19 protein-coding genes are annotated in these 23916 nt (G+C 72.7%); 11 read left to right on the forward strand and 8 right to left on the reverse strand.

What is annotated here, in order from left to right; translation table 11 throughout:
- Positions 1 to 5: 5 nt before the first annotated feature.
- The 6 genes from M6G08_RS20075 to M6G08_RS20100 all read left to right on the forward strand — a co-directional run bounded on the left by M6G08_RS20075 (position 6) and on the right by M6G08_RS20100 (position 7615).
- A complete protein-coding gene (locus M6G08_RS20075; RefSeq protein WP_272588537.1) occupies positions 6 to 407 on the forward strand; it encodes a hypothetical protein in 402 nt (133 codons plus the stop codon).
- 107 nt (positions 408 to 514) lie between these two features.
- Complete coding sequence (locus M6G08_RS20080) at positions 515 to 2659, forward strand: phage holin family protein (RefSeq protein ID WP_272588538.1); 2145 nt, start codon at positions 515 to 517, stop codon at positions 2657 to 2659.
- Positions 2660 to 2743: 84 nt separating this feature from the next.
- Positions 2744 to 4156, forward strand: coding sequence for an amino acid permease (locus tag M6G08_RS20085; RefSeq protein ID WP_272588539.1), 1413 nt, complete (start codon positions 2744 to 2746; stop codon positions 4154 to 4156).
- An 80-nt stretch (positions 4157 to 4236) separates the two neighbouring features.
- Positions 4237 to 5298: an ATP-binding protein gene (locus tag M6G08_RS20090; RefSeq protein ID WP_272588540.1), complete on the forward strand. Its 1062-nt coding sequence runs from the start codon at positions 4237 to 4239 to the stop codon at positions 5296 to 5298.
- Positions 5295 to 7103: a vWA domain-containing protein gene (locus M6G08_RS20095; protein WP_272588541.1), complete on the forward strand. Its 1809-nt coding sequence runs from the start codon at positions 5295 to 5297 to the stop codon at positions 7101 to 7103. The genes M6G08_RS20090 and M6G08_RS20095 overlap by 4 nt, the downstream gene beginning before the upstream one ends.
- 86 nt (positions 7104 to 7189) lie before the next feature.
- Entirely contained in the window at positions 7190 to 7615 is a 426-nt protein-coding gene (locus M6G08_RS20100) for an OsmC family protein (RefSeq protein WP_217253971.1), read from the forward strand.
- A gap of 12 nt (positions 7616 to 7627) precedes the next feature.
- Here the strand turns inward: M6G08_RS20100 and narI are convergent, their stop codons facing one another.
- The 6 genes from narI to M6G08_RS20130 all read right to left on the reverse strand — a co-directional run bounded on the left by narI (position 7628) and on the right by M6G08_RS20130 (position 15977).
- Positions 7628 to 8350: a respiratory nitrate reductase subunit gamma gene (gene narI / locus M6G08_RS20105; protein WP_272588542.1), complete on the reverse strand. Its 723-nt coding sequence runs from the start codon at positions 8348 to 8350 to the stop codon at positions 7628 to 7630.
- A complete protein-coding gene (gene narJ / locus M6G08_RS20110) occupies positions 8347 to 8841 on the reverse strand; it encodes a nitrate reductase molybdenum cofactor assembly chaperone (protein ID WP_272588543.1) in 495 nt (164 codons plus the stop codon). The genes narI and narJ overlap by 4 nt, the downstream gene beginning before the upstream one ends.
- 4 nt (positions 8842 to 8845) lie before the next feature.
- Positions 8846 to 10441, reverse strand: a complete 1596-nt coding sequence (gene narH, locus M6G08_RS20115; protein WP_272588544.1) for a nitrate reductase subunit beta — start codon at positions 10439 to 10441, stop codon at positions 8846 to 8848.
- On the reverse strand, positions 10441 to 14136 hold the full coding sequence (locus M6G08_RS20120; protein ID WP_272588545.1) for a nitrate reductase subunit alpha: 3696 nt from the start codon (positions 14134 to 14136) through the stop codon (positions 10441 to 10443). The genes narH and M6G08_RS20120 overlap by 1 nt, the downstream gene beginning before the upstream one ends.
- A gap of 109 nt (positions 14137 to 14245) precedes the next feature.
- Positions 14246 to 15061 carry an SAM-dependent methyltransferase gene (locus M6G08_RS20125; RefSeq protein ID WP_272588546.1) on the reverse strand — a complete coding sequence of 272 codons (816 nt, stop codon included), beginning with the start codon at positions 15059 to 15061 and terminating at the stop codon, positions 14246 to 14248.
- A gap of 52 nt (positions 15062 to 15113) precedes the next feature.
- The gene (locus tag M6G08_RS20130) at positions 15114 to 15977 is read right to left on the reverse strand and encodes a Sco1979 family transcriptional regulator (RefSeq protein ID WP_272588547.1); all 864 of its coding nucleotides are present in this window, start codon (positions 15975 to 15977) and stop codon (positions 15114 to 15116) included.
- 218 nt (positions 15978 to 16195) lie between these two features.
- Between M6G08_RS20130 and M6G08_RS20135 the strand changes: the two genes are divergently transcribed.
- On the forward strand, positions 16196 to 16621 hold the full coding sequence (locus tag M6G08_RS20135; RefSeq protein WP_272588548.1) for a hypothetical protein: 426 nt from the start codon (positions 16196 to 16198) through the stop codon (positions 16619 to 16621).
- Here the strand turns inward: M6G08_RS20135 and M6G08_RS20140 are convergent.
- The gene (locus tag M6G08_RS20140; protein ID WP_272588549.1) at positions 16603 to 17418 is read right to left on the reverse strand and encodes a helix-turn-helix domain-containing protein; all 816 of its coding nucleotides are present in this window, start codon (positions 17416 to 17418) and stop codon (positions 16603 to 16605) included. The two genes, M6G08_RS20135 and M6G08_RS20140, sit on opposite strands and share 19 nt — an antisense overlap.
- Before the next feature lie 155 nt (positions 17419 to 17573).
- On the opposite strand from M6G08_RS20140, the gene M6G08_RS20145 reads away from it, so the two are divergent.
- From M6G08_RS20145 to M6G08_RS20160, 4 genes are all read left to right on the forward strand, one after another.
- Positions 17574 to 17879: a 4a-hydroxytetrahydrobiopterin dehydratase gene (locus tag M6G08_RS20145; protein WP_272588550.1), complete on the forward strand. Its 306-nt coding sequence runs from the start codon at positions 17574 to 17576 to the stop codon at positions 17877 to 17879.
- A gap of 5 nt (positions 17880 to 17884) precedes the next feature.
- Positions 17885 to 18625 (forward strand): class I SAM-dependent methyltransferase, encoded by a 741-nt coding sequence (locus M6G08_RS20150; protein WP_272588551.1) that lies wholly within the window; start codon positions 17885 to 17887, stop codon positions 18623 to 18625.
- A gap of 86 nt (positions 18626 to 18711) precedes the next feature.
- Positions 18712 to 20589 carry a rhamnogalacturonan lyase gene (locus M6G08_RS20155; RefSeq protein WP_272588552.1) on the forward strand — a complete coding sequence of 626 codons (1878 nt, stop codon included), beginning with the start codon at positions 18712 to 18714 and terminating at the stop codon, positions 20587 to 20589.
- A 106-nt stretch (positions 20590 to 20695) separates the two neighbouring features.
- Positions 20696 to 21097, forward strand: a complete 402-nt coding sequence (locus tag M6G08_RS20160; protein WP_272588553.1) for a hypothetical protein — start codon at positions 20696 to 20698, stop codon at positions 21095 to 21097.
- Between the two features lie 93 nt (positions 21098 to 21190).
- Here the strand turns inward: M6G08_RS20160 and M6G08_RS20165 are convergent, their stop codons facing one another.
- Positions 21191 to 23839 (reverse strand): cellulose binding domain-containing protein, encoded by a 2649-nt coding sequence (locus M6G08_RS20165; RefSeq protein WP_272588554.1) that lies wholly within the window; start codon positions 23837 to 23839, stop codon positions 21191 to 21193.
- Between the last annotated feature and the right edge of the window lie 77 nt (positions 23840 to 23916).

Genomic DNA, 23916 nt, shown 5'->3' on the forward strand with positions numbered 1-23916 from the left:
ACACCATGGGGCTGGTGAGGGTGACGGCGATCGCGAGTCTGACGCCGCTGGAGCAGCTGGACGACGACCCCTTCCTGGTCGACTCACGCAGCCAGCACGCGATGTGCGCCCGCTGGGCCGCGGAACAGGGCTACGTCGTCGCGCGGGAACTGCTGGTGCGCGGACTGCGGCCCGACCACGACGCCCTGTGGGACGGAGTGCGCCCCGGACAGGACCTGTTCGTCGCGCCCAGCCGCCGGGTGCTGGAGAGCGCGCTGTCGTCCGTGGACGGATTCGCCGCCGAGTGCGCCCGGCGCGGCGTCCGCGTGGAGACCGTCGGCCGTGCCGAACCGGCGTACGACGCCCGGATGAAGGCGTGCGTGCACCGGCGGCTGTCCATGCCGACGGCCGGGTACGACGGTCGCTGACGCCTCGCTGCGGGGTGTGAACCGGACCCGGGGGGACAAACGGGCGTTCCTGAGCGTTGTGGCAGGGTGGGGAAGGTCCGTGCCGACCACGGGCCGGGACGTGAGGTGTGCGGAGCGTGGGTGGAGGGCGTTGGCGCCGGGTCGCCAGTCAGATCGGCCGGAGTGTCGCGGTGTGGGCCGTGTCCACCCTCACCATGCTCGCGCTCGCCGGCATCCTGCCGGACTTCCGGCTCCAGTCGCCGGACGGGGACAGCGCCACCGACATCGCGGTGACCGCCGCCGTCGGAGCCGGCGCCTTCGGTCTGCTGTCCGCCCTGGTGTGGCCGCTGATGGTCCGGCTGCTGCTCATGGTGCCGGCGCTCGTCCTCGGGCTGCTGGTCTTCTTCCTCAACGGCGGGCTGCTGCTGCTGGCCATCGACATCAACCCGGCCGGCCGCGGCGGCGTCGCCCCCGAGACGGCGGTCGTGGTGGCCGCCGTCATGTCCGCCGTCGCCTCCGCCACCGGCGGTGCTCTGGCCGTGCGCGACGACGACGCCTACCGGCGCCGGCTCTACCGCCTCGCCGACCGCCGCCGCAGATCCGGCCCGCCCTGCCCGGCCGGCCCCGGCACCGTCTTCCTGCAACTGGACGGCGTCGGCCACGACGTCCTGCTGGACGCCGTCGACTCCGGCGCCATGCCCACCGTCGCCCGCTGGCTCGGCCGCGACGGCGCCTGTGCCACCCACCGCCTCGCCCCGTGGCGCACCGACTGGTCCAGCCAGACCGGCGCCAGCCAGCTCGGCATCCTGCACGGCTCCAACCACGACGTCCCCGCCTTCCGCTGGTTCGAGAAGGACACCGGCGAGGTCGTGGTCTGCAACCGCCCCACCAGCGCCGCCGCACTCCAGCGCCGCGCCATCGAGCACACCGGCGACGGCGGGCTGCTGACCTTCGACGGCGCCAGCCGCGGCAACCTCTTCAGCGGGGGCGCCGACGAGCAGGCCCTCGTCCTGTCCATCGCCACCCGCCGCCGCAGCAAGGAGAACCGCTCCCGCTCCGGCTACTTCGCCTACTTCTCCGACCCGGCCAACGCGGTGCGCACCGCGATGTCCTTCGTCGCCGAGGTGTGCCGGGAGATCGGCCAGTCCACCCGCGCTCGCGTCCACAAGGTCCGCCCCCGCGTCTCCCGCGGCGGCCTCTACCCCTTCGTCCGCGCCTTCGCCACCGTCGTCGAACGGGACGTCGTGGTCGCCGCGGTGATGGGCGACATGCTCGCCGGCCGCACCGCCGTCTACGCCGACCTGGTCGCCTACGACGAGGTCGCGCACCACTCCGGACCGCGCGGCCGGGACACCGCGAAGGTCCTCCAGCGGCTCGACCGTTCCCTCGCGCTGATCGAGAAGTGCGCCGAGCACGCCCCGCGCAAGTACCGGATCGTCGTCCTGTCCGACCACGGCCAGAGCCCCGGCGAGACCTTCCGCGCCCGCTACGGCCTCACCCTCGGCGACCTGGTCCGGGCCGGCTGCGGACTGCCCGTGCCGCGCCGGGCCCAGCGCACCCGCAGCGGCGCCGAGGCCCGCAACACCGTACGGGCCGCCCTGCACCGGCCCGTCGAGGAGGGCGCCGAGCAGCAGCGCCCCGCCGACCGGCCCGGCGGCCGCCGCTCCGACCCGATCGTGCTGGCCTCCGGCAACCTGGGCCTGGTCTCCTTCCCGGACGTCCACCACCGGATGACCCGGGAGGAGATCGACGCCCGCTACCCGGCCCTGCTGCCCACCCTCGCCAACCACCCCGGCATCGGCTTCCTGCTCGTCGACAGCGAGGAGCACGACGGTGTGGTGCTCGGCGCGCGCGGCGCGGAGATCCCGCTGGACCGGCTCGACGAGGACCCCGGCCCGCTCGCGCCCTTCGGTCCCGGCGCCGCCGACGCGGTCCGGCGCACCCACTCCTTTCCGCACACCGCCGACATCATGGTCAACTCCTTCCACGACCCGGCCGACGGCGAGGTGCTCGCCTTCGAGGAGCAGATCGGCTCCCACGGCGGACTCGGCGGCGCCCAGTCCCGCGCCTTCCTGCTCTCCCCGGTCGTCCTGTCCGCGCCGGCCGACGACGGCACGGAGATCTCCGGCGCCGAGGCCGTCCACCGGGTGCTGCGCCGCTGGCTGCGCGAGTCCAACGGCCCCCAGGTGCCCATGGAGGATCCCCGGCCCAGAGCCGTCGGCGGCGGACCTTTTCCGGTCCCGGACGGGGTCGTGCAGGACAAAAGCGCCTGATTTGGAGCCGTGCCCGGCCGTGCCGGACCATGGGCGCCGTCCCGGCGATCCCGGGCACCAGTTCCAAGGAAGGCGCACCACCCCATGCACGACACCGGGACCGTCCCCCCACCGGCTCCGGCCCCGCAGGAGACCCCCGCGGCCCCCGGTTCCACCCCCGCCCCCGAGGGCACCAGGCACGCCCGCCGCTTCGGGCTCCCCGTCGCCACCGCCCTGGTCATGGGCAACATCATCGGCGGCGGCATCTTCCTGCTCCCGGCCTCCGTCGCCCCCTTCGGCACCATCAGCCTGCTCGCCTTCGGCGTCCTCACCGTCGGCGCCATCGCGCTCGCGCTGGTCTTCGGCCGCCTCGCCCAGCGCGACCCGCGCACCGGCGGCCCCTACGTCTACGCCCGCGAGGCCTTCGGCGACTTCGCGGGCTTCCTCGCCGCCTGGGCGTACTGGATCACCACCTGGGTGTCCAACGCGGCACTCGCCGTCGCCGCCGTCGGCTACCTCGACGTCCTGATCCCGGTGGGCGACCACCGCTGGACCGCCTGCCTGGCCGCCCTCGTCATCCAGTGGCTGCCCGCGCTCGCCAACTTCGCCGGCACCCGCTACGTCGGCGCCGTCCAGCTCGTCGCCACCGTCCTGAAGTTCGCGCCGCTCCTGCTCGTCGCCGTCGGCGGCCTGTTCTTCTTCGACGCCGACAACCTGGGCCCGTTCAACGCCACCGGCGGCAGCGGCATCGGCGCGGTCTCGGCCGCCGCCGCGATCCTGCTCTTCTCCTACCTCGGCGTGGAGTCCGCCGCCGTCAGCGCCGGCGAGGTCGAGGACCCCCGCCGCACGGTCGGCCGCGCCACCGTCATCGGCACCGCGGGCGCCGCCCTCGTCTACCTGCTGGGCACCCTCTCGGTCTTCGGCACGGTCGCCCACGACCGCCTGGTCGACTCCACCGCCCCCTTCTCGGACGCCGTGAACGCCATGTTCGGCGGCGCCTGGGGCGGCTGGGCCGTGGCGCTGGCCGCCCTGGTCTCCATGACCGGCTGCCTCAACGGCTGGACCCTGCTCAGCGCCCAGACCCCGTACGCGGCGGCCAAGGACGGCCTGTTCCCGGCCGCGTTCGCGCGCAAGCGGCGGGGTGTCCCCACCGTCGGCGTCGGTGTCACCGTCGTCCTCGCCTCCCTGCTCACCGTCTACAACTACACGGCCGGTTCGGCGAAGGTCTTCGAGATCCTGGTCCTCGTCACCACCTTCACGGCGACCGTGCCGTACCTGCTGGCCACCGCCGCCCAGCTCTTCCACCTGCTCTCCGGGCAGCGCGAGAAGGTCGACCGGGGCCGGCTGGTGCGGGACGGCGTGATCGCGGCGGTCGCGGCGGCCTTCTCCCTGTGGCTCGTTGCGGGCGCCGGCTACGCGGCGGTCTACCAGGGCGTGCTGTTCCTCTTCGCGGGCGTGCTCGTGTACGCGGTGATGGCGGCCCGCAGCCGGCGCGCGGAGACGTCCGACGCCCCGTAATTCGGCTGCGCGGCACCCCGGCGGGCACGCACACTGGGCCGGTCACCTCCCGACCCCCACTCCCGCCAAGGAGCCCCTGCGTGCAGGCAGCCGTCACCGTCACTCCCGCCCGCCTCCCGGAACTGCTGCTCGGTCTCGCCACCGTGCGGCCGGTCTTCCTGTGGGGCGCACCCGGCATCGGCAAGTCCTCCCTGGTGAGGGCCTTCGCCGACTCGCTGGGCCTGGAGTGCGTGAGCCTGCTCGGCACCCAGCTCGCGCCCGAGGACCTGATCGGCGTACCGCAGATCCGGGACGGCCGCTCGGTGTTCTGCCCGCCGGAGTCCATCGCCCGCGACGAGCCGTACTGCCTCTTCCTCGACGAGCTGAACGCGGCCACCCCCGACGTGCAGAAGGCGTTCTACTCCCTCATCCTCGACCGCCGCATCGGCAACTACGAGCTGCCCAAGGGCTCCATCGTCATCGGCGCCGGCAACCGCGCCACCGACAACGCCCTGGCCCGCCCCCTCGCCTCCGCGCTGGTCAACCGCCTCACCCACGTCCACCTGGACGCCTTGGCGAAGGACTGGCTGGTCTGGGCTGCCGAGAACGGCATCCACCCCTGGATCACCGACCACCTCACCGACCGCCCCGACCACCTGTGGTCCAAGCCGCCCAAGACCGAGGAGCCCTTCTCCACCCCCCGCTCCTGGCACATGCTCTCCGACGCCCTGCACTCCTTCGGACGCGACCTCGACGAGGAGACACTGAAGGTCCTCGCCCACGGCACGCTCACCCCGTCCCATGCCACCACCTTCTGCGGCTACGTCAAGATCGTGCGCAGCCGGTTCGGCATCGAGGCGATCCTCAAGGGCGAGGCCCGCTGGCCCAGCCGCCTTCAGGACCGCGACCTGCTCTACTACCTGGCCGAGTCCTTCCGCGGCCGGCTGGTCAAGGAACTGCCCGCGAGCAAAGAGCACATGTCGGCGAACGGCCGCCAGACCGCCTACCGCGCCAAGTCACTGCTCGTCCAGCTCGCCGAGATCTCCGTCGAGGTCGCCCAGAGCGTCATCGCTTCCGACGCCGACGGCAACCCGGTGCTGCCCGCCTGGTTCCTGGTCGAGGCCGCCCGCGACATGCCACGGCTGGTCGAGGCCCGCCGATGAGCCGCACCCGCAAGCAGAAGCAGCAGCAGAAGAAGAAGGACCCGGCCGCAGAGGACTGCGCCGAGGGCGTGCGGCTGGTGTGGGCCAACCCGGCCCTGGCGGCAATGGAGGTCAAGCTGTGCCGCGAGGAGGAGTGCCGGGTCGCGCCCCGGCAGGGTCTCGTCCGCGTCAGCTCCAACGGCCGGGTCCACCTGAGCCACACCCGTCACGCCGAGCCCGTCGAGTGGGCCTGGGCCGTCGCGCACGCGCTGATCCACCTCGGCTTCGGCCACGTGCCCGCCGCGACCGGCGAGCGCCCCCAGCCCGACCGCTACGACCTCGCCGCCCGCTGCGTCGTCGTCAACCGGTTCCTGGCGACCTTCCCGGTCGGCCGCACCCCGGACGACCTGCCGCCGACGTACCCCGACGGCGACGAGGAGCGCATCGCCGCCGCCTGGCGCCGCGAGGGCGGCATCCCGGCCGCCTACGAGCACTGCGGCACCGCGGGCACCGATCCCGACCAGCTCCTGGTGCCCTGGGACGGATACAACGGCCAGGCCCCCGACTGGCAGCTGGCCTTCGCCCACGCCCTGACCCGCACCATGTCCACCGCCCTCGACCTCGCGGGCGGCCGGCGCGACGGCATGCTCGGCGGCCCCACCCGCCTGCACCCCTGGCAGCAGGCCCTGAGCTGGTTCGTCTCCTCGTACCCGCTCCTCGGCGGCATCGCGGCCGGCATCACCCTCGTCGCCGACGCCGAACTCGCCCGCGCCCACGGCATCTCCGTCGCCGCCGTCAACGCCGAGGCCGGCGAGATCTACGTGAACCCCCTGCGCCGGTACGACGACGAGGAGTGGCGCTTCGTCCTCGCCCACGAGATGCTCCACGCCGCCCTGCGCCACGGCGACCGCTGCGGCACCCGCGACCCCTACCTCTTCAACGTCGCCTGCGACTACGTCATCAACGGCTGGCTCGTCGAGATGCAGGTCGGCACCATGCCCGAGGGGCTGCTGTACGACGGGGCCCTCGCCGGCCTGTCCGCCGAGGAGGTCTACGACCGCATCGCCGGCGATCTGCGCCGCATGCGCCGCCTGTCCACCCCGCGCGGCAAGGGCGTCGGCGACATCCTCGGCGGCCCCCTCGGCCCGCCTCGCGACCACGTCGACCTCGACGGCTTCTACCGGCGCGGCCTGGCCCAGGGCCTCGACCTCCACCAGCGGCAGGAGCGCGGGTTCCTGCCCGGCGGCCTGGTCCAGGAGATCCGCGCCCTCAGCCACCCGCCGCTGCCCTGGGACGCGCGGCTCGCCCGCTGGTTCGACGAGTTCGTGCCCCGCCCCGAGCCCGTACGGTCGTACGCGCGCCCCTCCCGGCGCCAGGCCGCCACCCCCGGCATCCCGCGTGCCGGACGGTACTTCCCGCCCGAGGAGATCGCCCGCTGCACCTTCGGCGTCGTCCTGGACACCTCCGGCTCCATGGACCGCACCCTGCTGGGCAAGGCGCTCGGCGCCATCGCCTCCTACGCCGAGGCCCGTGACGTCCCCGCCGCCCGCGTCGTCTTCTGCGACGCGGCACCGCACGACGCCGGGTACCTGCCGGTGACGGACATCGCGGGCCGGGTGCGGGTGCACGGGCGCGGCGGCACCGTCCTCCAGCCCGGCGTCGACCTGCTGCTGCGCGCCGACGACTTCCCGCCCACCGCGCCGGTCCTCGTCATCACCGACGGCTGGTGCGACGTGCTGCGGGTGCGGCGCGAGCACGCCTACCTGATCCCGAAGGGCGCACGGCTGCCGTTCGCCGCCAGGGGGCCGGTCTTCCGGGTGAGCTGAGCCGGAGTGTGATCGGATGGGGGTGGGGACCCGGCCGTCGGGCTCCCACCGCCCAACCGCAGCAAGAGAATTCGAGAGGACCCGCCGTGGCAACCACGCGCTCCGCACACACCGTCTGGGAAGGCAACCTGCTCGAGGGCAACGGTGTCGTCACCTTCGACTCGTCCGGCATCGGCGAGCAGCCGGTGTCGTGGCCGTCGCGCGCCGAGCAGGCGAACGGCAAGACCAGCCCCGAGGAGCTGATCGCCGCCGCCCACTCCAGCTGCTTCTCCATGGCGCTGTCGCACGGCCTGGCCGGCGCCGGCACCCCGCCCACCAAGCTCACCACCTCCGCCGACGTCACCTTCCAGCCGGGTGAGGGCATCAAGGGCATCCACCTCACCGTGGAGGGCACCGTTCCCGGCATCGACAACGACGCGTTCGTCGCCGCCGCCGAGGACGCCAAGAAGAACTGCCCGGTCAGCCAGGCCCTGACGGGCACGACCATCACCCTGACGGCCAAGCTGGCCTAGTCGGACGGGGCGCTAGGAGCCCGTGCGCTCCCAGCCCCGCCGGTCCGGGCGCGGCCCCAGCTGCCTGGGGTCGCGCGACCGGTACACCACGTACGGGCGGGTCAGGTACTGCAGCGGCGCGCTGAACATGTGCACCAGCCGCGTGTAGGGCACCAGGGCGATCAGCAGCATCCCCACCACCGCGTGCACCTGGTACAGCACCGGCACCCCCACCATCAGCTCCGTCTTCGGCTGGAGGGTGAACAGGCTGCGCGACCAGGGCGCGATGGTGTGCCGGTAGTCGTAGCCGGTGCCGGAGGAGTGCGCGAGCTTGGCGACCATGCCGAGGATGATCGCCGCCAGCAGGAAGACGTACATGACCTTGTCGTTGGCGGTCGTGGCCCGGAAGACGGGCGCGTTGGTGCGCCGCCGGTAGATCAGCATGAGGATGCCCGCGACGGCCAGCACCCCGGCCGCCGTGCCGCCGTACAGCGACAGCAGGTGGTACGCGTGCTCGCTCACGCCCAGCGCGTCCGTCCACGACTCCGGGACGAACAGCCCGACGAGGTGGCCGACCAGCACGAACAGGATGCCGTAGTGGAAGACCGGCGACGCGATGTTCAGCAGCTTCGACTCGTAGACCTGTGAGGAGCGCGTCGTCCAGCCGAAGCGGTCGTAGCGGTGCCGCCAGACCAGGCCCGCGATCAGCAGGGCGAAGGCGGCGTAGGGCAGCACGCCCCAGAGGAAGACGGTCACGGGCGGGCTCCGGTGGGTGCGGGCGGCAGGGTGGCGCACACGGCGTCCAGGACGCACGCGTAGGGCGTGCCGAAGGCGGCCAGCCGGGAGCGGAGCTGGCCCAGTGCCTCACGGTGCTCGGTGAGCATGCCGATGTCCCCGGTGCGGGAGGTGAACTCCAGCACCGCGGGCAGGAAGTCGGGCAGTTCCTCGTCGGTGAACTCCAGCCCGTGCGCCCGGTACAGCTCCTTGAAACGGACCAGCGACATCCCCCGGTTGCGGGTGTCGCCGTCGGTCCACCAGCTCAGGTACAGGCTGTGCCGGTTCTTGAAGTCGAAGACCTCCACGTAGTGCGCCTGGAGTTCGCCCTGCTCCGTCGCCGCCGCGTGGTCGGTGAAGCCGCGCAGTTGCGGCGCGGCCTCGCGCAGCAGCGGCAGCCGGGCGCGGAAGTCGTCGTCGGGATACGTCAGGCAGAGCGCCGCCGCCTGGTACAGCACCTCGAAGCCGGGCATCGGATCAGACCTCTCTCTCGTCGTCCGCGGTCTGCCGCCTGCGCAGAATGTGGAAGTTCTCCACCGGCACCAGCGGCAGCCGTTTGCGCCCCGAGTCCCGGCCGAACGGCCCGTCCCCGCCCATCCCCGGCCCGCCGTCGGTGTCGAGGCTGCAGGTGTCCGGCAGCGCGGAGGCCTCCAGCCGGTGCGCGTCGCCGACGGCCGCCGTCGGGATGACGTACCGCTCCTCGTACTTGGCGAGCGCCAGCAGGCGGTACATGTCCTCCACCTCCCGGGCGCTCATGCCGACACCGGCGCAGACACCGGGGTCGGGGTCCTCACCGAGGCTGACCGACCGCATGTGGGAGCGCATCGCCGCCAGCTTCTCCAGCGAAGCCCGCACGGGACCGGTGTCGCCCGCGGTGAACAGCTCCGCCAGGTACTCCAGCGGGATGCGGAGCGTGTCGATGGCCCCGAACAGGTTGTCCGCGTCCTCGCCGTCGTGCCCCGTCTCGGTCAGCGCGTCCACCACCGGCGACAGCGGCGGGATGTACCAGACCATCGGCATGGTCCGGTACTCCGGATGCAGGGGCAGCGCGACACGGTACTTGCTCACCAGCGCGTGCACGGGGGAGCGCCGGGCCGCCTCGATCCAGTCGAACGGGATACCCGCCTCCTCGGCCGCCCGCCGCACCGCGGGGTCCCCGGGATCGAGGAAGACGCCCAACTGGGCCTGGTACAGCTCCTGCTCGTTCGGGGTGGAGGCCGCCTCGGTCACCTTGTCGGCGTCGTAGAGCACCACACCCAGGTACCGGAGCCGGCCGACGCACGTCTCCGAGCAGACCGTCGGCTGCCCGACCTCGATGCGCGGATAGCAGAAGGTGCACTTCTCGGCCTTGCCGGTGCGGTGGTTGAAGTACACCTTCTTGTACGGGCATCCGGTCACGCACATCCGCCAGCCCCGGCAGCGATCCTGGTCGACGAGGACGATGCCGTCCTCCGAGCGCTTGTACATCGCCCCGGACGGGCACGACGCCACACACGACGGGTTGAGGCAGTGCTCGCAGATGCGCGGCAGGTAGAACATGAAAGTCTCTTCGTACGCGAACCGCACCTTCTCCGACGCCTGCTGCCGGGTCCGCTCCACCATGGGGTCGAGGTCGCCGTAGGCGGGGGCGCCGCCCAGGTCGTCGTCCCAGTTCGAGGACCAGCCGATCTTCATCGGCTTGCCGTCGATCTGGGAGACGGGCCGGGCGACCGGGTAGTCGGAGCCGAGCGGGGCGTCCGTGAGGTTCTTGTAGTCGTACGTCCAGGGCTCGTAGTAGTCCTTGATCTCCGGGAGCCTCGGGTTGGAGAAGATCCCGGCGAGCTTCTTGAACCGGCCGCCCGCCTTGAGCTTCAGCGCCCCGCGCCGGTTCAGCTCCCAGCCGCCCTTCCACTTCTCCTGGTCCTCGTAGCGGCGCGGATACCCCTGCCCGGGGCGGGTCTCCACGTTGTTGAACCAGACGTACTCCATGCCGCGCCGGTTGGTCCACGCCTGCTTGCAGGTGACCGAGCAGGTGTGGCAGCCGATGCACTTGTCGAGGTTCATGACCATCGCGACCTGGGCCATCACTCGCATCAGTACTCGACCTCCTGGGCGCGGCGACGGATGACGGTGACCTCGTCGCGCTGGTTGCCCGTCGGACCGAGGTAGTTGAACGCCCACGACAACTGGGCGTAGCCGCCGATGAGATGGCTCGGCTTGAGGAGCAGCCGGGTGAGCGAGTTGTGGATGCCGCCGCGCTTCCCGGTGGTCTGCGCGAGCGGCACGTTCACCGTGCGCTCCTGCGCGTGGTGCATGTAGACGGTGCCCGTCGGCATCCGGTGCGAGACGATCGCGCGGGCCACCACCACGCCGTTGCGGTTGACCGCCTCGATCCAGTCGTCGTCACAGACCCCGATCGCCTCCGCGTCCTTCACCGACATCCAGATGGTCTGGCCGCCCCTCGACAGCGCCAGCATGAACAGGTTGTCCTGGTACTCGGAGTGGATGGACCACTTGTTGTGCGGGGTCAGGTAGCGGACCGTCACCTCGCGGTGCCCGTCGGGGCCGAGCTGCGGCTCGCCGAAGAGCCGGCCCATGTCCAACGGCGGCCGGTACACGGGCAGCGCCTCGCCCAGCTCGTGCATCCAGTCGTGGTCGAGGAAGAAGTGCTGCCGTCCGGTGAGGGTGTGCCAGGGCTTGAGGTGCTCGGTGTTGAGCGTGAACGCCGTGTAGCGCCGGCCGCCCGCCTCGCTGCCCGACCACTCCGGCGAGGTGATCACCGGCACGGGCGCCGCCTGGGTGTCGGCGTACGTGATCCGCTTGCCCTCGTGCTCGGCGGCGAGGTGGGCCATCTCCTGCCCGGTCTTCGCCTCCAGGGTGTGGAAGCCCTGGGTGGCCAGGCGGCCGTTGGTGGTGCCGGAGAGGGCCAGGATGGTGTTGGCGGCCTTCACCGCCGTGTCCAGCGCCGGGCGGCCGTCGGCCGGGCCGCCGCGCACCGCGCCGTTCAGCTCCCGCAGCCGCGCCACCTCCTCGTCCGGCTTCAGCGTGATCCCCTTCGCGGGCAGGCCCTTGGCCTCGACCAGCGGGCCCAGTGCCGCGAACTTCGCGCCGATCGCCGTGTAGTCCCGCTCCACGACGACGAGGTTCGGCATGGTCTTCCCGGGCTCGGGATCGCACTCCCCGCGCCGCCAGTCCCGTACCACCCCGCCCGGCTGGGCGATCTCGCCCGGCGTGTCGTGCTGGAGCGGCGCCGCCACCAGGTCCCTGCGCACCCCCAGGTGACCGGCGGCCAGCTCGCTCAGCTTCTCCGCGAGCACCTTGAACGTGTCGAAGTCGGTGCGCGTCTGCCACGGCGGGCTCACGGCCGGGGAGAAGGCGTGCACGTAGGGGTGCATGTCCGTGCTGGACAGGTCGTGCTTCTCGTACCAGGTCGCCGCCGGCAGCACCACGTCGGACAGCAGCGTCGAGGAGGTCTGCCGGAAGTCCAGCGACAGCAGCAGGTCGAGCTTGCCCTCGGGAGCCTCCTCGTGCCACACCACGTCCCGGGGCCGCTGGTCCGGTGCGGCCTCCTCGGCCCGCAGCGAGGAGTGGGTGCCCAGCAGGTGCTTGGTGAAGTACTCGGCGCCTTTCGCCGACGAGCCCAGCAGGTTGGCCCGCCACAGGGTCACGATCCGCGGCCAGTTCTGCGGCGCGTCCGGGTCCTCGCAGGCGAACTTCAGGGTACCCGCCCGCAGTTCGGCCACCGCGTTCGCCACCGGGTCGCCGAACGCCTCGCCCAGCTCCAGCGGGTTGCGGTCGAAGGTCGGGTACGACGGCATCCAGCCCGTCCGCGCCGACAGCGCCAGGCAGTCCGCGCCCGTCATCCCCGCGAACCGGCCCTCACCCAGCGGCGAGGCCAGCACGTCCGCGCCGAACCGGTCGTAGCGGAACTGGTCGGTGTTCAGGTACCAGTACGCGGTGCCGATCATCTGGCGCGGCGGGCGCGACCAGTCCGAGGCGGCGGCCAGCGACGCCCAGCCGGTCACCGGACGGCACTTCTCCTGGCCCACGTAGTGCGCCCAGCCGCCACCGTTGCGGCCCTGGCAGCCGGTGAGCTGGAGCAGGGCGAGGAAGGCCCGGTAGATCGTCTCCGAGTGGAACCAGTGGTTGGTGCCCGCGCCCATCAGGATCATGCAGCGCCCCTTGGAGCGCTCGGCGGTCCGCGCGAACTCCCGGGCGATCCGCACACAGGCCGCCGCCGGCACCGAGGTGTGCGTCTCCTGCCAGGCCGGGGTGCCGGGCGCGTCCGCGTCCTCGTACGACGCCGGCCACTCGCCCGGCACCCCCGGCCGCGCCACCCCGTACTGGGCCAGCAGCAGGTCGAACACCGTCGTCACCAGCGGCCCGGTCGCCCCGCCCAGCCGCGTCGCCGGCACACCCCGCCGGACCACCTCGCCGCGGCCCTGCGCGTGCGCGCCGCCCTCGGTGTCGAAGCGCGGGAGCAGCACCGGAACGCCCGACGCCATCTCGTGACCGTGCAGGCTCAGCCGGGGACGCACGTCACCCAGGTCGAGGTTCCACCTGCCCTGGTCGGCCTCGTTCCAGCGGAAGCCCAGCGAGCCGTTCGGCACGACCGCGCGGCCCGTCGCGTCGTCCAGCACCACCGTCTTCCAGGCGGCGTCCGCACCCTCCTGCCCCAGGTCGGCCGCGCGCAGGAACTTCGCCGGCACGTACGCCCCGTCCCGCTCGGCCAGCGTCACCAGGAACGGCAGGTCGGTGAAGCGCCGCACGTAGTCGTCGAAGAACGGGGTCTCCCGGTCGACGAAGAACTCCTTGAGCACCACGTGCCCCATCGCCAGGGCCAGCGCGCCGTCCGTGCCCGGGTGCGGGTGCAGCCACTGGTCGGCGAACTTGGTGTTGTCGGCGTAGTCCGGGGAGACCACGACCACCTTCTGGCCCCGGTAGCGGGCCTCCGCCATCCAGTGCGCGTCCGGCGTCCGCGTCACCGGGACGTTCGACCCCCACATGATCAGATAGGCCGCGTCCCACCAGTCGCCCGACTCCGGCACGTCCGTCTGGTCGCCGAAGACCTGCGGGGACGCCACCGGCAGGTCGGCGTACCAGTCGTAGAACGACAGCATCGGGGCGCCGATGAGGGAGTGGAAGCGGGCGCCCGCCGCGTGCGACACCATCGACATCGCCGGGATGGGGGAGAAGCCCGCGATGCGGTCCGGGCCCTGGGTGCGGATGGTGTGGACGTGGGCCGCGGCGACCATCTCGACCGCCTCGTCCCAGCTCGCCCGGACCAGGCCGCCCTTGCCGCGGGCCCGCTGGTAGCGGCGCCGCCGCTCGGGGTCGCCCTGGACGTCGGCCCAGGCCAGCACCGGGTCCGTCAGCCGCGCCTTCGCCTCCCGGTACATCTCCAGGAGCACCCCGCGCACGTAGGGGTAGCGAACCCGGGTCGGCGAGTACGTGTACCAGGAGAACGCCGCGCCCCTCGGACAGCCGCGCGGCTCGTACTCGGGGCGGTCGGGACCGACCGACGGGTAGTCCGTCGCCTGGGTCTCCCAGGTGATGATGCCGTCCTTGACGAACACGTTCCAGCGGCACGATCCCGTGCAGTTCACGCCGTGCGTGGAGGTCACGACCTTGTCGTGGCTCCAGCGGTCCCGGTAGAACGCGTCCGACTCCCGGCCGCCGACCAGACCGATGCTGTGCAGGTCGGGGGCGGCGGTGCCGGGCCGGAAGAACCGGCCCGCGCGCAGCAGCGCCGCGCCCGGTTCGGTGGGCGGTGTCCGCGTGTCGGTCACGTGCGCTCCCTCGATGGCCCGGGCCCTGGCTTCCGAACCTAGGGGCGGGCGCGGGAGCGCACCCGTTCGCGGCGCCCGTACGGGTCAGCTCGGACGCCGGCCGGTCCCGTCAGACCTTGCGCGCCACCCCCGCGTACACCGGCACGATGCCCTCCGCCTGGACCGCCACGTCCTCCGGGTCCGGCCGCCAGCCGGTGACCGGGATGACGCCGGGACCCAGCAGCTCCAGACCCTCGAAGAAGCGGGCGAACTCGCCGAGCGAGCGCGGGTGGAACGGCGTGCCGCTGCGGGCGAACAGCCCGGCCGCCTTCCCCACCGCCTCCGGGTTCAGGTCCGGCGTGACCTGGGAGAGGACCAGGTAGCTCCCCGGCGCCAGGGCGTCCACGTACCGCTTCAGCAGACCGTGCACGTCGTCACCGTCGGCCGCGTCCCCGAGGTAGTGCGTCAGGGCCACCAGCGACAGGGCCACCGGCCGGGTGAAGTCCAGGGACTCGGCCGCCAGCCGCAGAATGGTGTCCGGGTCGCGGACGTCCGCGTGGACGTACTCCGTCGAACCCTCCGAGGAGCCGTGCAGCAGCGCCTCGGCGTGCCGCAGCACGATCGGGTCGTTGTCCGCGTAGACCACCCGCGCCTGAGCCGCCACGGCCTGCGCGACCTGGTGCAGGTTCGGCTCGGTGGGGATGCCGGTGCCGATGTCCAGGAACTGGCGCACCCCGGCCTCGGCGAGGGTCCGCACCGCCCGGTGCATGAACCGGCGGTTGGCCCGCGCCCCGCGCACCGCCGTGTCGTCCGCGGCGAGGATCCGGCGGGCCAGTTCCTCGTCCACGGGGTAGTTGTCCTTGCCGCCCAGCCACCAGTCGTAGACGCGGGCCGGGTGCGGCCGGCTGGTGTCGATGGGCGCGGGGGTGGCGTCGGATCCGGTCATGCGGGGTGGTCTCCTCGGTGCCGGGGGGCTGGGAACGGCGGGACTGGCCGGTTCAGAAGTACTCGCGGTACGCGCGCAGGATCTTCTCCGTGCGCTGGGTCGAGGCCGCGCGCGCCGTCATGTGGTCCAGGACCTCCAGGTGCGCGGAGACCTCCGTACGGGAGTCCAGGTACAGGGCGCCCGTCAGGTACTCGGTGAAGACCATGTCGGGCAGCTCCGGCTCCGCGAACCGGAACAGGGTGAACGGCGCGTACGTCCCGGGATGCGGCCCGTCGTCGAACTCGGCGACCTGGAGCGTCACCCGGTCCCGGGTGGCGAACTCCAGCAGTTTGTCGAGCTGGCCGCGCATCACCCCCGCGTCGATGCTCACCGGCCGCCGCAGCACCGTCTCGTCCATCACCACCCACAGGTGCGGCGGGTCCGCGCGCTCCAGCAGCCGCTGCCGCTCCATGCGCAGCGACACGTGCCGCTCGACGGCCTCACCGCCCGCGTTGCCGATCGTCCCGGCCTCCATGACCGCGCGCGCGTAGTCCTCGGTCTGCAGCAGCCCCGGCACGAAGTGCGGCTCGTAGGAGCGGACGATGCGTGCGGCGCCCTCCAGGCTCACGTACATGCTGAACCAGTCCGGCAGCACGTCGTGGTACCGCTGCCACCAGCCCGGCTGGTTCGCCTCCTCGGCCAGCGCCACGAACGCCGAGACCTCCGCCGCGGGCACCCCGTACGACGTCAGCAGGATCTGGACGTACGGTATTTTCAGCGCGACCTCGGCCGTCTCCATGCGCCGCACGGTCGCCGGGGCCACCCGGAGCACCTTGGCGGCCTCCTCGCGCTTGAGGCCCGCCGACTCCCGCAGTTCCTGCAGCCGCCTGCCCAGAACCACCTGGCCCACGGTGGGTGCGGCCCGCCGCTCACTCACGCCACGCCTCCCCAACGCGCCCAAGTCTCACCGCAGTCTGTCATGTTCCCCTGTCAGTCTCACAAGGGGTGTTCGCGGACCGACATCATTACCTGCCGGGTAATCGACCGTGCGCGATCCGGACGCGATCGTGGAGCCACCGGGTTCCGGGCCGGCGCACTCCGGTCCGGACCCGGTCCCCGCAGCCGCGCCCCGACCCCGACGGAGGATGATGCGTCATGTCCGCCAACCAGCTGGCCGTCCTCGCCCGCACCACCGAACCCCAGCTGATGCTGCGCCGCTTCCTCGCCCTCGACGCGGTGGTGACCGGCGCCAACGCGGTCGCCTACCTCGCGCTCTCCGGGCCGCTCGGCCGGTTCCTCGGCGCCGGCTCCGGGCTGCTCCTCGCCCTCGGCGCGTTCCTCGCGGTGTACGCCGGGTGCGTCGCCCTGCTGGCCGCGCGCCCCCGGCCGCCGGCCCTCGGAGTGCTGGCGGTCGTGGAGACCAACCTCGCCTGGGCGGCGGTCAGCCTCGCCGCCCTCGGCCTGTGGCTGACCCCCACCACGGCCGGTGCCGTGTGGACCGTCCTCCAGGCCCTGACCGTCGCCGGCTTCGCGCTGCTCCAGTACGCCGTGCTGAGGCAGCGTCAGGAGAGCAGCGACTGAAGGGACTTGACCGTCGCCGGGTCGGCCGGGAGCAGCGTCTCGATGGCCAGCTCGGCGACGGTCACGTCCATCGGCGTGTTGAAGGTGGAGATGGACGAGATGAACGACAGGGTCCGTCCCTCGTGCTCGATCTGCATCGGCAGCGCGAAGTACGGCACGGGTTCGGCCGGCTCCTCGCCCGCGCCGCTCTCCGGCACCGGGTACGCCGCCACCTCCTCGTACAGCGTCCGGAGCGGCTCCGAGCGGTGCAGGGCGATCTGCCGCCGCATCTGCTCCAGCAGGTGCCCGCGCCACTCGCGCAGATTGCGGATGCGCGGCGCCAGGCCCTCCGGGTGCAGGGTCAGCCGCATCGCGTTGACCGGCGGCTGAAGCAGGTGCTCCGGCAGGCCCTCCAGCAGCGTCAGGATGCCCCGGTTGGCGGCCAGCACCTGGTACGTCGCGTCCACGACCAGCGCGGGATACGGCTCGTAGCCCCGGATCAGCCGCTCCATGCCCTCGCGCAGCGTGTCCAGCGCCGGGTCGTCCAGCGGGGTCTCCGGGTAGCGCGGGGCGTAACCGGCCGCGAGCAGCAGCGCGTTGCGCTCGCGCACCGGCACCTCCAGGTGCTCGGCGAGCCGCAGCACCATCTCCTCGCTCGGCCGGGAGCGGCCCGTCTCGACGAAGCTGATGTGCCGGGCGGAGGAGTCGGCGCGCAGCGCCAGCTCCAGCTGGCTGACCCGCCGCCGCTCCCGCCAGGCCCGCAGCAGCGGGCCCACGCCCTGGGCGGTGGGGGCGGTACCTGACACGAGTGCGGTCATACCCCGCACGGTAGCCGACCCGGGCCCCTGAAGGGGGCGGGCGCGCCCTCCTGACCAGGGCCCCGACGGCCCGGCTGTGGCAGGCTGAAGGTGAAGGTGATGTGGCAACCGAGCCGTCCGCCGAGTGCCGGCCGCCCAGGAGAGGAGCGCAGCCCATGCCCGTCGAACCACTGTCGCAGCAGGAGATCGAGGAACGGCTGGACGGGCTGCCGGGCTGGTCCCTCGACGACGGCCGCCTCGTCCGTACCTACCGGCTCGGCTCGCACTTCGCGGCGGCCGCGATGGTCGTCCACGTCGCCCAGGTGCAGGAGGAGCTCGACCACCACTCCGACCTGACCCTCGGCTACAACACGGTCGCCCTCGCCGTGCACACCCACAGCGCGGGCGGCGCCGTCACCGGGAAGGACGTGGAGCTCGCCCGCAGGGTGGAAGACCTGGCCCCCGGCCACGGGGCACACTGACGGGTGTGCTCGACTACGACAAAGAAGCGGAAGTCTACGACGCCTCCCGCGGCGGCGAGCCCCGCGCCGAGGCCGCCGCAGGGGCCGTACTGAGCCTCGTACCGGCACGGGCGCGCAGCCTGCTCGACGTCGCCTGCGGCACCGGCATCGTCACCCGGCGGCTCGCGGCCGCCCGGGAGGACCTGCGCGTGACCGGCGCCGACCTGGCGCACGCCATGGCCCGGCGCGCCTCCGCCCGGCTGCCCGGCGCGGTGGTGCTCGCCGACAGCCGCAGACTGCCCTTCCGGGACGGCGAGTTCGACGCCGTCAGCAGCGTGTGGCTGCTCCACCTGGCGGGCGGCGGCGCCAACGTGCGGGCGATCGTCGGCGAGTGCGCCCGCGTCCTGCGCCCCGGCGGGGTGTACGTGACCACGGTCGACAAGGGCGCCTCGCACAACGTGGGCAGCGACATCGACGGCGTACTGGCCACCCGCCCGCCGAGCACCGCGCACGACGCCGCCGGCCTCGTCGAGTCCCACGCCCGCGTCCACGGCCTGCTTCCCGCCGGACACGCCCGCTTCACCGGCCACGGCCAGGGCCGCAGCCCGCGCCGCACGATCGCCGACCTCAGGCGCGGCTGGTTCCTCACGCTGCCGCCGGGCGACCCGCTCGCGGACGAGTTCGCCGACCGGCTCGCGGCGCTGCCCGACCAGGACCGGCCCCGGCCCGACCCGGTGTTCACGCTGAGGGCGTTCGCGAAGCCGTAGGAATCCGCGGCCGACGGGCGGCAACCCGGCCGCACCGGGCGGCGACCAAGAGGCGGAACCCATCCGTCCTCCAGGAGGTCCGTCCCGTGAGCCACCCCCACAAGCACCGCAGACGCCGTCCGCTCGTCCTCGGCGCGGCCCTCGCCGCCGCCGTACTCGTCGGCACCGGCCTGACCGCGCTCACCGCCGACACCGCCGAAGCGGCGACCGCCCGGCAGGCCGAGGCCCTCGACCGGGGCGTGGTCAGCGTCCACACCGGCGCCGGCAACCTGGTCGGCTGGCGCTGGCTGGCCACCGACCCGGACGACGTCTCCTTCAACGTCTACCGGGCCGGCACGAAGGTCAACTCCACCCCCGTCACCGGCTCCACCACCTTCTTCCACTCCGGCGCCCCCGCCCACGCCGACTACACCGTCCGCGCGGTCGTGAACGGCACCGAGCAGGGCGACTCGGTCCACGCGATCCAGTTCCGGGCCGGGTACAAGGACGTGCCGATCTCCCCGCCCGCCGGCGGCACCACCCCCGACGGCGTCTCCTACACCTACGAGGCCAACGACGCCTCCGTCGGCGACCTCGACGGCGACGGTGCCCTCGACCTGGTCCTGAAGTGGCAGCCCACCAACGCCAAGGACAACTCCCAGTCCGGCCACACCGGCAACACGATCGTCGACGGCATCCGGCTCGACGGCACCCGGCTGTGGCGCGTCGACCTGGGCCGCAACATCCGCTCCGGCGCCCACTACACGCAGTTCCAGGTGTACGACTACGACGGCGACGGCAGGGCCGAGGTCGCCATGAAGACCGCCGACGGCACGAGGGACGGCACGGGCGCGGTCATCGGCGACCCGTCGGCCGACCACCGCAACTCGTCCGGCTACATCCTCACCGGTCCCGAGTACCTGACCATGTTCGACGGGCGGACCGGCAGGGCCATGGGCACGGTCGACTACGTCCCCGCCCGGGGCAACGTCTCCTCCTGGGGCGACTCCTACGGCAACCGCGTCGACCGCTTCCTGGCCGGCACTGCCTACCTGGACGGCTCGCGCCCCTCCCTGATCATGGCGCGCGGCTACTACACCCGCTCGGTGATCGCCGCCTGGGACTGGCGGGACGGCCGCTTCACCCGCCGCTGGACCTTCGACACCAACTCCTCCACCAACGCCGGCAGGGGCTACGACGGCCAGGGCAACCACCAGCTGTCCGTGGCGGACGTCGACGGCGACGGCAGGGACGAGATCGTGTACGGCGCGATGGCCGTCGACGACAACGGCCACGCCCTGTGGACCACGCGCAACGGCCACGGCGACGCCATGCACGTCGGCGACCTCGACCCGTCCCGCCCCGGCCTGGAGGAGTTCAAGGTCGACGAGGACAGCTCCAAGCCCTCCTCCTGGATGGCCGACGCCCGCACCGGCCAGATCATCTGGGCGACGGGCGCGGGCGGCGACAACGGCCGGGGCGTCTCGGCCGACATCTGGTCCGGCAGCGCGGGCGCGGAGTCCTGGTCGTCGGCCGAGAGCGGCATCCGCAACCCGAAGGGCACGGTCGTGCACAGCCGCAAGCCCTCCAGCGCCAACTTCCTCGCCTGGTGGGACGGCGACCCCGTCCGCGAACTCCTCGACGGCACCCGCGTCGACAAGTACGGCACCTCCGGCGACACCCGCCTGCTCACCGGCTCCTCGGTCGCCTCCAACAACGGCACGAAGGCCACCCCGGTCCTGTCCGGCGACATCCTCGGCGACTGGCGGGAGGAGGTCGTCTGGCGCACGAGCAACAACACCGCCCTGCGCATCTACTCGACCCCGCACGAGACGGACCGCAGGATCACGACCCTCCTCCACGACACCCAGTACCGCACGGCCCTGGCGTGGCAGAACACCGCATACAACCAGCCTCCGCACCCGAGCTTCTTCATCGGCGCGGGGATGGCGACGGCGCCGAGGCCGACGGTGTACACACCGTGAACCGCGGTGAGGGAGGTGGAAGCGAGTTTCCGCAAGTGATTCACGTGTGGCATATTGTCCCGAGCATGCCAGGGGCGCGGTGCCCGTGGCAGGAGGGGAACGCAACATGAAGAGCCGCAGAACCGCGGTCCGCGCACTCGTCACCGGCGCCTGTGCGGTCGGCCTCGTCGTCGGGATGCAGGGACAGGCCTGGGCGGGCAGCGTGACCATCTACGCGCCCAACAGCGCGGGCAGTGCCACCTTCAACGCGGACCCCTCCGGCTCGATCCCCGGCGACGCCATCCGGGCGTGCGACACCAAGTCGGACGGCTGGGGCATCGAGGCCGCGCTGGACTACAACTTCGACGGGATCGTCGACCGCAGGGTGGACACCCGCGGCCACACCGCCGGGTACTGCAGCCCCTGGAAGAGCGGCGACCTCACCGAGGGCAAGTCCGTCCGGCTGTACGTCGTGCCGGTCAAGGGCAGCAGCTACGGGCCCTGGACGTACATCGACGTCGTCGCCTGACCTGCCCGGCAGGGCGACGGCCCCGGACCGACACGGTCCGGGGCCGTCGCGCGTGGCCGTCCGGGACGGCGAGCGGAGCGCGGGCGCGCCGGATCAGCCGGTGGAGCAGGCCTCACCCCCCAAGGTGAACGACGCCGGAAGGGAGTCGGCTCCCGACCCTTCCCCCGTGAAGCCGAAGGCCACCGACGCTCCGGCGGCCACCGTGCCGTTCCAGCCGGTGTTCCGCGCGGTCACCGACCCGCCCGACGCGGTGTGCTCCGCGTTCCACATCCGGGTCACCCGCTGGCCGTCCGGGAAGGACCAGCGCAGGGACCAGCCGTCCCAGGCGGAAGTGCCCGTGTTGGTGAGCCGCACATCGGCCTGGAAGCCGCCCGCCCACTGGTTGCTGACCGTGTACGCCACCGAGCACCTCCCGGCCGGGTCCGGCCCGGGGCCGGGGTCGGTGCCGGCGGTGTCGCCGTAGACGATCCCGCGCCCGTTGGTCGCCACGTACACCCGCCCGTAGACGCGCGGGTCGCCCGTGATGGCCGCGCCGGTCCAGCCCCACTGGTGGGCGTCGTCGTTGACGCGGGTCCAGGTGACGCCCTGGTCGGTGGAGCGGAAGATGCCGCGCACCCCGGCTATCTCGGCGCTGGTGTAGAGGGTCTGGTACGAGGCGCCCGGCGCCGCCTTGCCGAAGCCGACGGTGTCGGCCTCGTCGACGTTCGGCAGCTTGGTGAAGCTCGCGCCGCCGTCCGTCGAGTGCCACAGCCCGTACGGGCCGTCCGCAGCCCCGCCTGCCAGCCAGACGTCACCCTCCCCGCCGGGCAGCGCCTTGAAGCGGACGCTGTCCCCGGCGGGCAGGCCGGTGGCCGCCGACGCGGTGAAGGTCGCGCCGCCGTCCGTGCTGACGTAGAACTTCCCGGACTTGAAGCCGTAGAAGGTGTGCGGGTCGACCCGGTCGGACTCGACGACCGCGCCGGCCGGGATGCCGCTCGACGGCTGCCAGGACGTGCCGAAGCCCGTCGTGTGGTGCACTCCGGCGCCCTGCGGGCTCCACACGAAGCGGCTGCCGTCCGCGCCGGCGGCCACGGTGCCCCCGCCACTCACGCCCGCGGGGTCGGTGCCGCCGAACCAGTTGGCGCCGTTGTCCGTGGAGAAGGCGATGTGCGGGCCCGCGTCGAGGTTCCCGGCCCGCACGACGACGTCCGGGTTCGTCTCCGCGAAGTCCAGACTCGTGGTGGAGGTGAAGTTCGGGGAGGTGAACATCATCGACGGCACCTCGGTCAGGCTCGTGTGCCGGAAGCCGCCGATGTCACCCAGCGCGCTGAGCAGCGGGGCGCCCGACGGGGGAGCGGCCAGGTCGTTCACCGCCGTCTCCTCCAGCCCGCGGACCATGGGCTCGATGGCGAACTGGCCGCCCTCGTCGTCCCAGTTCGTGAGGTTCTCCGTGCCGTAGACGGTCGCCCCGGTCCCGTACATCATCCGGTCCGAGTCGAACGGGTCGATCTCCAGCGTCTCCGTCATCCAGCCCAGCTTCGGCGTCTGCTCGGGCGGGCTCGGATTCGCGCCCCAGGTCAGCCACGGGGACGAGGAGACGTCCATGGTGTAGCGGTTCTCGCGGGCCGGGTACGACGTGTACTCCCATGCCTGCGTCCACGTCGCGCCGCTGTCCGTGGAGCGGTAGATCTGCGTGTCCGGCCACCAGGAGCTGTACGCCGTCGCCATCACCGTGCCGGGGTTCTGCCGGTCGACGGTCAGTCCGCTGAAGCCGAAGTAGGTGTCGGCCTCGGCGACCGGGCTGATGTCCGTCCAGGTGCCCGTCGCCGTCGCGTACCGGTACAGCCGGCCCTTGCCGCCGTCGTAGGGGCCGCCCGTGTCGCTGTAGGCCAGGTACAGGTAGCCGTTCTCGGCGTCCAGGACGCCCTTGTGGGCGAGGTAGCCGGTCGGCTGCCCGGCGACCCGCTCCCAACTCGCGCCCGCGTCGGTCGAGCGGTAGACGGCGTTCTCCTTGTCGGCGACCCCCACGTAGACCGTCTTCGTGGGGGTGCCCGCCGTACCCGTGGACTCGTCGAAGGTGACCCAGACGACGCCCTGGTTGTCGGAGGCGTAGCCGCTCGTGTCCGTGGGGTCCTGCACGTAGTTCCCGGGGTTGGGGAAGGCCGTCACCTCGGACCAGGTGACACCCGCGTCCGTCGAGCGCCACAGGCCGTTGCCGCTGGGCGCGCCCAGGTACAGCACGTCGTTGTCGTGCGGGTCGACGGCCAGGCGCTCGCCCATGCCGCGGCCCGGCATGTTGCCGCCCAGCTTGAACGGCAGGTCGGCCTTCTCCCACGTCGCGCCCCGGTCGGCGGAGCGCAGCACCGCGCCGTTGCCCGGGTCCCAGTCGTTGGTGTACGTGCCGACCGCCGCGTACACCCGGTCGGGGTCGACGGAGTCGGAGGCGACACTGACCACGCCCGTGTGGCCCCAGTCGTCCCAGCCGACGTGGTCGAGGAGGGGAGTCCAGCTCTTCGTCGCCTCCTCCCAGCGGTAGGCGCCGCCGATGTCGGTGCGGGCGTAGGCCAGGTCCTTCTCGGAGCGGTTGAAGACGATGCCGGGGACGAAGCCGCCCCCGTCGACGCGGGCGTTCTTCCAGGTGTAGGAGTCGGCGGCCACGGCGGCCGTCGCCGGTGAACCGGCGGCCAGCGCGGCGGGCGGGCCGCCGGTCAGGAGGCCGGCGGCCAAGGCCAGCAGGACTGTGAGGATCCGGGTTCTTCGCACGGTGGGGAACCGTCCTTCCGTCAGGAACAGAACACATGCGAGGCCGGGCGGCCCTCGGCGTGGACGAGGGCCGCCCG

Origin of the sequence: Streptomyces sp. M92 (assembly GCF_028473745.1) — a bacterium.
In the GTDB taxonomy this organism is placed as follows: Bacteria; Actinomycetota; Actinomycetes; order Streptomycetales; family Streptomycetaceae; genus Streptomyces.

Excerpts from the sequence above, each read along its gene's own strand:
- M6G08_RS20075 (WP_272588537.1), top strand. The coding sequence starts at position 6 with ATGGGGCTGGTGAGGGTGACGGCGATCGCGAGTCTGACGCCGCTGGAG.
- M6G08_RS20085 (WP_272588539.1), top strand. The coding sequence starts at position 2,744 with ATGCACGACACCGGGACCGTCCCCCCACCGGCTCCGGCCCCGCAGGAG.
- M6G08_RS20095 (WP_272588541.1), top strand. The coding sequence starts at position 5,295 with ATGAGCCGCACCCGCAAGCAGAAGCAGCAGCAGAAGAAGAAGGACCCG.
- narJ (WP_272588543.1), bottom strand. The coding sequence starts at position 8,841 with ATGCCCGGCTTCGAGGTGCTGTACCAGGCGGCGGCGCTCTGCCTGACG.
- narH (WP_272588544.1), bottom strand. The coding sequence starts at position 10,441 with ATGCGAGTGATGGCCCAGGTCGCGATGGTCATGAACCTCGACAAGTGC.
- M6G08_RS20125 (WP_272588546.1), bottom strand. The coding sequence starts at position 15,061 with ATGACCGGATCCGACGCCACCCCCGCGCCCATCGACACCAGCCGGCCG.
- M6G08_RS20135 (WP_272588548.1), top strand. The coding sequence starts at position 16,196 with ATGTCCGCCAACCAGCTGGCCGTCCTCGCCCGCACCACCGAACCCCAG.
- M6G08_RS20140 (WP_272588549.1), bottom strand. The coding sequence starts at position 17,418 with ATGACCGCACTCGTGTCAGGTACCGCCCCCACCGCCCAGGGCGTGGGC.
- M6G08_RS20145 (WP_272588550.1), top strand. The coding sequence starts at position 17,574 with ATGCCCGTCGAACCACTGTCGCAGCAGGAGATCGAGGAACGGCTGGAC.
- M6G08_RS20160 (WP_272588553.1), top strand. The coding sequence starts at position 20,696 with ATGAAGAGCCGCAGAACCGCGGTCCGCGCACTCGTCACCGGCGCCTGT.